The following is a 9,184-nucleotide window of genomic DNA, read 5'->3' on the forward strand; positions in this document are numbered from 1 at the left end:
CCGTGCTGCGGATCTTCACCGACCTGTCCGCACTGAGCCGCAACCGCCGCGAGCGGGCGGGCGAGGACGCGACGGAGCCGGACGAGGGCCGCAACCCGCAGGAGTACCTGCACGCCTACCTGCGCTCCCGGGACCCGGAGGCCGAGCGGCTGCCGGAGTCCTTCGTCGCGAAGCTGCGCCGCGCGCTCGGACACTACGGCGTGGAGCCCGACGGGCCCGTCGCCGTCCTGGAGCCCGCGCTCTACTGGATGTTCCTCGCGCACCGCCGGGCCACCGCGCACGAGTCGGTGATCCGAGGGCTGCTGCAGTGGCGGCTCGCGCACCCGGGCTCGCTCGCGGGCCTGCCCACCGCGCAGCGCGAGGAGTACCTCCGCACCCTCGACGAGCTCGTCGTGGCCACCCAGCTGCGGCACCCCGTCGTCGGCGACCTGGCCCGCCAGGTGCGCTACCACTGCTTCGACGCCCCGGCCGTGGAGGCCGAGCGGGACCAGGTGCGCCGTGAGGTGCGCGAGCAGCTCGACGAGCTGGCCGCCCACCCGGAGGACCGGGCCGAGCGGATCGAGGACCTCGTCGCCTCCTCGGAGCCGATCCTCGGAGTGTTCGGGGCGCAGCACAACGCGGCCCTGCTGGAGGTCATGACCCGGCGCTACTACCGGGTCCGCACCCTCTCCGACCTGCAGATCAGCGAGTCCGTGGGGCTGCCGGTGCTGACCGCGCGGTACACCCACGCCGGCCGCGACCGCAGCGTGCTCGCCACGGTGATCGACAACAACGACCCCCGGCGCGCGCTCGCCGCGGCCAACCAGCTGCGCAGGCTCGTCGAGGAGCTGCCGCCGGGTCGGACCGCGCTCGTCGACCTCTACGTCACCTCCACCCACGCCGACGACGGCGGCGACCCGGACGCCCGCGCCGAACGCGTCCGGGCGGCCATCGGGTCGGTGCCCACGAGCAAGGTCTCGCGGGTCGCGGTCGCCGTGCGGCCCAACCCATCCGCGAGCCCCGACGCCCTCGCCGACCCCGGGCCGATCTGGTTCACCTTCCGCCCCGGCGCGGACGGCACGCTGGTCGAGGACCGCACGCTGCGCGGGCTGCACCCGCTCGTCGGGGAGCGGCTGGGGCTGTGGCGACTCGCCGAGTTCGACCTGCGGCGGCTGCCGTCCGAGACGGACGTGCACCTGTTCCACGTCACCGGCAAGACCGTGCGCGAGGACCAGCGGCTGCTGGCGCTCGCGGACGTCCGGCGGCTGACCGTGCTGCGGGACGACGCCGGCGTGATCCGCTCGATCCCCGAGCTGGAGCGGGCGATCGACGCCTGCCTGGACAGCCTGCGCCGGGTCCGCTCGGCCGACCCCGCGCTCGCCAAGCTGGGCTGGAACCGGATCCTGCTGCACGTCTGGCCGGTCGTGGACATCTCGTTCACCGAGCTCGACGCCGTCGTCCGCCCGCTGGCGGCGCGCACCGGCGCCCTGGGCCTCGAGCAGGTCCAGGTGCAGTTCCGGGCACCCGACGGGGAGGGCACGCGGGAGTTCCTGCTGCGGCTGTCCCGCCCGCCGGGCGCGGGCCTCACCGTGAAGCTGGACGAGCCGCCCACGGGCCCGATGCGCGAGCTGGACTCCTACGCCCAGAACGTCATCAAGGCGCAGCGGCGCGGTGCGGTGTACCCGTACGAGATCGTCCCGCTGCTCACCGGGCCGGACGGGGCGTTCACCGAGTACGAGCTGGTGGCGGACTCGGGCACGGACCCCGTGGCCGAGCCGGTCGAGCGCGAGCCCGGCCGCAACTCCGCCAACCTGGTGCTCGGCACCGTGACCACGCGGACCGCGAAGCAGCCGGAGGGCATGACCCGCGTCGTGCTCATCGGCGACCCGACCCGCGGGCTCGGCGCGCTGGCCGAGGCCGAGTGCGCGCGGGTGTGCGCGGCGATCCGGCTGGCCCGCGAGCTGGGCGTGCCGATCGAGTGGTTCGCCGTGTCGTCCGGCGCGAAGATCGCGATGGACTCCGGCACGGAGAACATGGACTGGATCTCCCGGGCGCTGCGCGCGGTCGTGGAGTTCACCCAGGCGGGTGGCGAGATCAACATCGTCGTCACCGGGATCAACGTCGGCGCCCAGCCCTACTGGAACGCCGAGGCCACGATGCTCATGCACACCAAGGGCATCCTGGTCATGACGCCGGACAGCGCGATGGTGCTGACCGGCAAGCAGAGCCTCGACTACTCCGGCGGAGTCTCGGCCGAGGACAACTTCGGCATCGGCGGCTACGACCGGATCATGGGCCCCAACGGTCAGGCGCAGTACTGGGCGCCGGACCTGGGCGCCGCCGTCGAGGTGCTGTTCCGGCACTACGACCACGCCTACGTGGTGCCCGGGGAGCGCTTCCCGCGGCCCGCACCGACGAACGACCCCGTGCAGCGGGACGTCACCGAGGCGCCGCACACCGGCGGCGGCTTCGTGACCGTCGGCGAGATCTTCTCGCCGCAGACGAACCCGGGCCGGAAGAAGCCGTTCGACATCCGCTCGGTGATGCGCGCGGTGTCCGACGCCGACCACGAGCCGCTCGAGCGCTGGGCGGACATGCACGACGCGGACTCCGTCGTCGTGTACGACGCGCACCTGGGCGGACAGCCGGTCGCGCTGCTCGGCATCGAGTCCAAGCCGGTCAACCGGCGCGGCATCGTGCCGGTGGACGGGCCCGAGCAGTTCACGGCGGGCACGCTGTTCCCGAAGTCGTCGAAGAAGACGGCGCGGGCGATCAACGCGGCGTCGGGCAACCGGCCCCTGGTCGTGCTGGCGAACCTCTCCGGGTTCGACGGCTCGCCGGAGTCGCTGCGCGGCCTGCAGCTGGAGTACGGCGCGGAGATCGGCCGGGCGATCGTCAACTTCGACGGCCCGATCGTGTTCTGCGTGGTCTCCCGCTACCACGGCGGGGCGTTCGTGGTCTTCTCCGCGACGCTCAACGAGTCCATGGAGATCGCCGCCGTCGAGGGCTCGTACGCCTCGGTGCTCGGCGGGGCGCCCGCCGCGGCCGTGGTGTTCGCGGGCGAGGTCCGGAAGCGGACCAACGCGGACTCCCGCGTGACGGCGTTGGAGGCCCGGATCGCCGAGGCCGCCGACGCAGAGGCCGCGGCCCTGCGGGCCGAGCTCGCCGCCGTCCGGGCGGACGTCCGGTCGGAGAAGCTCGGCGCCGTCGCGGACGAGTTCGACTCCGTCCACTCCATCCAGCGGGCCCAGCGCGTCGGGTCCGTGCACCAGATCGTCGACCCCCACCAGCTCCGGCCGTATCTCGTCGACGCGGTCCGCCGGGGCATGGCCCGAACACTCGAGCACCTGGAGACGTAGACCATGACGACCGCCGCCCCTTCCGCAGTCCCCGCTCCCCGCACGGACGTCCGACCCGAACCCCGCGTCGCCCTGGTGACCGGCGGGGCCCGCGGGATCGGGGCGGCGATCAGCACCGCTCTGGCCCGCGACGGCGTGCACGTCGCCGCCGGGTACAGCAGCAACAGCAAGGCGGCCGAGGAGCTGGCGGAGAAGCTGGGTGCGGAGGGCGGCTCGGTCTCGGTCCACCAGGGCAACGTGGGCGCGCCGGAGGACTGCGCCCGCTTCGTCGGCGAGGTCCTCGAGCGGTACGGGCGGATCGACTACCTGGTCAACAACGCGGGCATCACGGTCGACAAGACGGTCCGGAGGATGACCGTCGACGACTGGCACGCCGTGCTGCGGGTCAACCTGTCCGGCGCCTTCTACATGACGAAGTCCGTGCTGGACCACATGACGGGCAACGGCTTCGGCCGGATCGTGAACATCAGCTCGGTGATCGGCGAGTCCGGCGCGGTGGGGCAGGCGAACTACGCGGCGTCGAAGTCCGGGCTGTTCGGGTTCTCGAAGTCGCTGGCGCAGGAGGTGGCGCGCAAGGGCGTCACGGTGAACTGCGTGGCCCCCGGCTACATCGAGACCGAGATGGTCGCCGCGGTGCCGGAGAAGGTGCTGGAGAAGCTGGTCGCGGGCATCCCGATCGGGCGGCTCGGCCAGGCGGAGGAGATCGCCCGCGCCGTCCAGTTCCTCCTCGACGACCACGCGGGCTACATCACGGGCTCGGTCATCGCCGTCAACGGCGGCCTGGACATGTAGCCGTCGTCTCACGAAGGGCCCTGTCGTGCGGTAGGACCGCACGACAGGGCCCTTCGCGTCTCATCGATTCTGACGAACAGCGCCTCGTGCGGTAACAGGACCAGTTCGTTAGCCCGATGAGCCCAACGTGACCACCTCATCGCAGTCCTCTCCCACCGGTTCGCCGCAGCACGACCCCTGGGCCCGCGGCCGCCACTCCGCTCCGCAGCCGCCCGTCGCGGCGTTCCCGGACACCTACGGTCCTCCCGCCGGTCTCGGCAACCCCTACCCGCAGGGCTACTACGGCGCGCCGCCGCAGGCGCCCCAGCCGTACGGGCACCACGCCCCGTACCCGCAGGTCGCGGCACCTGCACCCGCCAACGGGCTCGGGACCGCTGGTTTCGTGCTCGGCCTGCTCGCCCTGCTGTTCGCCTGGATCCCGCTGGTGGGTGTCGTCGGGTGGCCGCTGTCGATCCTCGGCCTGCTGCTCGCCGGCCTCGGCCTGCACCGTGTCGTCACCGGCCGAGCGGACAACCGGGGCCTCACGATCGCCGGGCTCACGCTGTCGGCCCTCGCGCTGATCGTGTGCATCGTCTGGGCCGTCGCCTTCACCTCCGCGGTCGCGAGCACCTCGACCGGCTCGGGATCGGTGAGCGGCCAGGCCGCCGGCCCCGTCGCCGCCGCACCGGCCGCATCGGCCTCGGACACGGTCGGCTTCGGGCAGACCTTCACCTACGGCGACGGCCTCGCCGTGACGATCGCCGCGCCGCAGAAGTACACCCCCAGCTCCTCGGCCTACCCGCAGGACGTCGACCGCGCGGTCCTGGTCACGGTCACCGTCACCAACGGGTCCACGAGCGCCTTCGACGTCAACACCTTCGGCAACGGTCCGAACGCGAGCTTCGCGGGTGCGCAGGCGCCTGAGATGTTCGACAGCGCCAAGGTCGACAGCGCCTCCACCTCCACGCTCCTGCCCGGGAAGACCTACACCTACGAGAAGATCTTCTCCGTCGGCACGGCGCCGGGCGAGATGCAGCTCGAGTGGACCCGCGACATCCTGTCCGACCCGGTCATCTTCACCGGCCAGGTCTGACCACCAGCCCGGTCACCGGGCCATCGGGTGGTCACGCACCGGACCGGTGACCGTCGCGGAACGGCGCTCCCGCTCGCACGTCGCGAGCGGGAGCGCCGTTCTCGTCATGTGCCGCGGGTGCAGAGGGCCTTGGCGGCGAGGACCCGCTCGACGGCGGTGTCGTTCTCCGGGAGCGTGCCCGCGTCGAGGGCCTGCTGGAGGGTGTCGAGGATCGGCGCGATCGGTGCGACGTTCGAGGTCAGGGCCATGTCCGCGCCCGCCTGCAGGGCCGCGAGGCTCGCCTGGGCGGGCGTGAAGCTGCCGCTGATGGCCTTCATCGCGCCCAGGTCGTCGGTCATGACCAGGCCGTCGAAGTCGTAGTCCGTCCGCAGCAGCCGGTAGGTCGCGGGTGTGAGGGACGACGGCAGGGAGTCCGTCAGGCCGGGAACGTCCAGGTGGCCGACCATCACTCCCACCTGCTGGTGGTCGAGACGGGCGAGCAGGTCGGCGTAGGGCAGCAGGTCGGCCTGGCGGAGCCGGTCCAGCGGCGGCACCGACACGCGACCCTGGTGCGAGTCGCCGGACGAGTGGCCGTGCCCCGGGAAGTGCTTGAGCACCCCGTACACCCCCGCCGCGCGCAGGCCCGCCTCGAAGGCGCCTGCGTACTCCGTGACGACGGCGGGGTCGTTCGAGAAGGCCCGGTCGCCGATCACGGCGTTGCGGGGCTGGTCGGACACGTCGACGCTCGGCGCCAGGTCCCACGTCACCCCGCGAGCGAGCAGCTGCCGCCCCCGCTCCTCGGCGAGGGCGCGGACCTGCTCCGGGGTCTGCTGCGCCATCTGACGGGCGCTGGGCAGGTCGCCGTCGAGGGCGTCGATGCGCTGCACCCGGCCGCCCTCGTCGTCCACCGCCACCGCGACCTTCGTGGGCGCGGCCTGCTGGACGGCCGCGAGGGCGTCGTTCTGGAGCAGCGCGGTGGGGTTGCCGCCGATGAAGATCCCGCCGACGTGGGTGTCCCGCACCGTGGCCACGGCCTCCGCCGGGTCCGCGGGATCGACGCCCACCATCAGCCGTTGGGCCAGCCTGTCCCGCGGGCTCATCGCGGCGACGAGAGGTGCGCAGGTGTTCGGGTCCGGCGGCGGCGCGGCGGGCACGGGTCCCTGCGGGGCCGCGGCGGGGGTGTCCTGGCTGTTCGCCGAGAGCCCGATCCCCCCGCTCGCCACGGTGACCCCCGCGACCAGGGCCCCCACGACGAGCCCGGTGGTGAGCACCGAGACCGCCCGCCGCCGTCGTCGGGGCGCAGGGGGTTCGGGGTCGCTCCGGGCGGTGTCGCCGGGAGGGAAGCTCTCGATCCGCATCGGGCTCCAGTGTCCCTGCTCCCCCTCGACCAGCCTCACCGCCCCGCCCCTGATGTCCGACTCGCGCGTCGAAAGTGGGGGACTCGCGGGCGGAGGTGTCCGACTCGCGCGTCGAGAGTGGGGGACTCGCGGGCGGAGGTGTCCGATTCGCGCGTCGAAAGTGGGGGACTCGCGGGCGCGAGTCCCTCGGTTTCGACGCGCGAGTCGGACAGGGCGGGGTGGTAGCGCGGTCAGGGGAGGGGTCGGACCTGCTCCTGCCGCAGGGGTGGGCCGGGTGGGGTGCCGTCGCCGAAGGGGCGGCCGCCCAGCGACTCGCGGCCGTGGTCGGAGAGCCAGCCGGAGACGTCCGGGCCGGCGGGGACGACTCCCGTCGGGTTGATCTCGGTGTGCACGCCGTAGTAGTGCTGCTTGATCTGCTCGAAGTCGATGGTGTCGCCGAAGCCCGGGGTCTGGAAGAGGTCGCGCGCGTAGGCCCAGAGCACCGGCATCTCGGTGAGCTTCTGCCGGTTGCACTTGAAGTGGCCGTGGTAGGCCGCGTCGAACCGGACGAGGGTCACCCAGAGCCGGATGTCCGCCTCGGTGATCGTGTCCCCCACCAGGTACCGCTGCGCGGCCAACCGCGAGGAGAGCTCGTCCAGCCGGGCGAACAGCGCCGCGTACGCCTTCTCGTAGGACCGCCGGCCCTTCGCGAACCCGCACTTGTACACGCCGTTGTTGACATCGTGGTAGATGCCCTCGGACAGCGAGTCGATCTCCGCCCGGTGCTCGGCGGGCCAGAGGTCGGGCGCTCCGGGGCGGTGCAGCGCTGTCCACTGTGTCGAGAGGTCGAACTCCAGCTCCTGGAAGGCGTTGGTGACCACCTTCCCGCTCGCCACCTCGACGATCGCGGGCACCGTCACGCCCTTGTCGTAGCCGGGGACGGCCTTCTCGTACGCCGAGCGCAGGTACTCGATACCCAGCACCGGATCGACGTTCCCGGGGTCGTTGTGGAAGCGCCAGGAGCGCTCGTCGTGCAGCGGGCCCGCGATGCCCATCGACAGCACCGGCTCCAGCCCCAGCAGCCTGCGCACGATCACGATCCGGTTCGCCCAGGGGCAGGCCCGCGCCGCCACCAGTCGGTACCGCCCGGCCTCGACCGGCCACGGCGAGGACCCGTCCGCCGTGATCCGCTCCTGTACCCCGAGCGGTTGGCGGACGAACTCCTCGGTCGACGACGGCGCAGCTCCCATGGTCGACAAGGTAACCGCGACATGCACGAACGGCACTTTCGCTCACTAGGTATGAGCGAGAGTGCCGTTCGTTGTGAGGAACGGGGGTCAGGCGCTGAAGAAGGTGCGGATGTCCGCCGCCACCTGCTCCGGCCGCTCCAGCGCCGCGAAGTGGCCGCCCTCGGCGAAGGTGCTCCAGTGCTCGATCGCGGAGTTGTCCCGCTCCGCGAACGCGCGGATGGTCACGAAGTCGGAGGCGAACACCGCGACCCCCGTCCGGGCGTGGTTGACCTGCGGTTCCGCGCCCGCCCGGGCCTCCTCGAAGTAGAACCGCGCCGCCGTGGCCGAGGTGTTGGTGAACCAGTACAGCGAGACCTGGGTGAGGAGCTGGTCGCGGCTCACCAGCGACGTCCCGTTGCCGAAGGACTCGAACAGCTCCGAGTACGCCAGCTGCCCGACGGGTGAGTCCGACAGCGCCGCCGCGACCGTCTGCGGGCGGGACGCGTTCATCTGGTTGTAGCCGCCGACGGACTGGAACCACTGCATGAACTCCAGCGCCGCGTAGTCCGCCGGACCGAGGGCCTCGAACTCCGCGGGGTCGCCGGAGGGGAAGGAGAACAGCTGCAGGACGTGCAGGCCCAGGAACCCGGGCGGGTCGAGCAGGCCGAGCTCGCGGGCGACCATCGCGCCGCAGTCGCTGCCGTGCACGCCGTAGGAGTCGTAGCCGAGCTCCCGCATGAGGGTGTCGAAGGTCCTCGCGACCTTCGCCAGGGTCCAGCCGGTCCCGACCAGCGGCGTGCTGAACCCGAAGCCCGGGATCGACGGGATCACGACGGAGCACGCGTCGGAAGCCCGCCCGCCGTGCGCGACGGGGTCGACCAGCGGCCCGATCACGTCGAGGAAGTCCACGAAGGAGCCGGGGTAGGTGTGCACGAGCAGGACCGGAGTGGCGCCCGGCTCCGCGGAGGGCACGTGCAGGTAGTGGATCGGCTGTCCCTCGATCTCGGTCAGGAACTGCGGGAAGGCGTTCATCCGCTCCTCCTGGGCGCGCCAGTCGAAGCCGTCCCGCCAGTACGCGACCGTCTCGGCCAGGTAGTGGTTCGGCGTGCCGTGGGTCCAGTCGTCGCCGGGGGCGGGCTGCGGCAGGCGCGTGCGGGCGAGGCGGTCGGCGAGGTCGTCGAGGTCGGCCTGCGGGATCCGGACGGTGAAGGTGTTCGTCATGGGAGCTACGCTAGGAACTGATTAGGCACAGTTCGTTCCTCTTCAGGAAAGATCATGGCGACCACCTCCGGACGGCTCCTCGCGCTGCTCGGCCTGCTGCAGGTCCGTCCGGAGTGGACGGGTGCGGAGCTGGCCGAACGTCTCGGCGTGACCGGCCGGACCGTCCGCAACGACGTCGCACGGCTGCGCGACCTCGGCTATCCGGTGCACGGCGTC

7 protein-coding genes are annotated in these 9,184 nt (G+C 72.3%); 4 read left to right on the forward strand and 3 right to left on the reverse strand.

The window, feature by feature from the left end; translation table 11 throughout:
* The 3 genes from H5J29_RS11320 to H5J29_RS11330 form a co-directional block, all read left to right on the forward strand.
* Positions 1 to 3,338: carboxyl transferase domain-containing protein (locus tag H5J29_RS11320; protein ID WP_281375939.1), on the forward strand; the 3,338-nt coding region annotated here is incomplete at its 5' end.
* Between the two features lie 3 nt (positions 3,339 to 3,341).
* Entirely contained in the window at positions 3,342 to 4,130 is a 789-nt protein-coding gene (locus H5J29_RS11325; protein WP_181780892.1) for a 3-oxoacyl-ACP reductase family protein, read from the forward strand.
* Between the two features lie 127 nt (positions 4,131 to 4,257).
* Positions 4,258 to 5,202 (forward strand): sulfur globule family protein, encoded by a 945-nt coding sequence (locus H5J29_RS11330; RefSeq protein WP_181780893.1) that lies wholly within the window; start codon positions 4,258 to 4,260, stop codon positions 5,200 to 5,202.
* Positions 5,203 to 5,306: 104 nt separating this feature from the next.
* Here H5J29_RS11330 and H5J29_RS11335 read toward each other — a convergent pair whose 3' ends face one another.
* From H5J29_RS11335 to H5J29_RS11345, 3 genes are all read right to left on the reverse strand, one after another.
* Positions 5,307 to 6,578, reverse strand: a complete 1,272-nt coding sequence (locus H5J29_RS11335) for a glycoside hydrolase family 3 N-terminal domain-containing protein (protein WP_312858162.1) — start codon at positions 6,576 to 6,578, stop codon at positions 5,307 to 5,309.
* Positions 6,579 to 6,769: 191 nt separating this feature from the next.
* Entirely contained in the window at positions 6,770 to 7,768 is a 999-nt protein-coding gene (locus H5J29_RS11340) for a glutathione S-transferase family protein (RefSeq protein WP_181780894.1), read from the reverse strand.
* Between the two features lie 87 nt (positions 7,769 to 7,855).
* On the reverse strand, positions 7,856 to 8,968 hold the full coding sequence (locus H5J29_RS11345; RefSeq protein WP_181780895.1) for an epoxide hydrolase family protein: 1,113 nt from the start codon (positions 8,966 to 8,968) through the stop codon (positions 7,856 to 7,858).
* A gap of 54 nt (positions 8,969 to 9,022) precedes the next feature.
* On the opposite strand from H5J29_RS11345, the gene H5J29_RS11350 reads away from it, so the two are divergent.
* On the forward strand, positions 9,023 to 9,184 hold a 162-nt coding region (locus H5J29_RS11350), incomplete at its 3' end, for a helix-turn-helix domain-containing protein (protein ID WP_181780896.1).

Origin of the sequence: Pseudonocardia pini (genome assembly GCF_013870575.1) — a bacterium.
Classification (GTDB): Bacteria; Actinomycetota; Actinomycetes; order Mycobacteriales; family Pseudonocardiaceae; genus Pseudonocardia; species Pseudonocardia pini.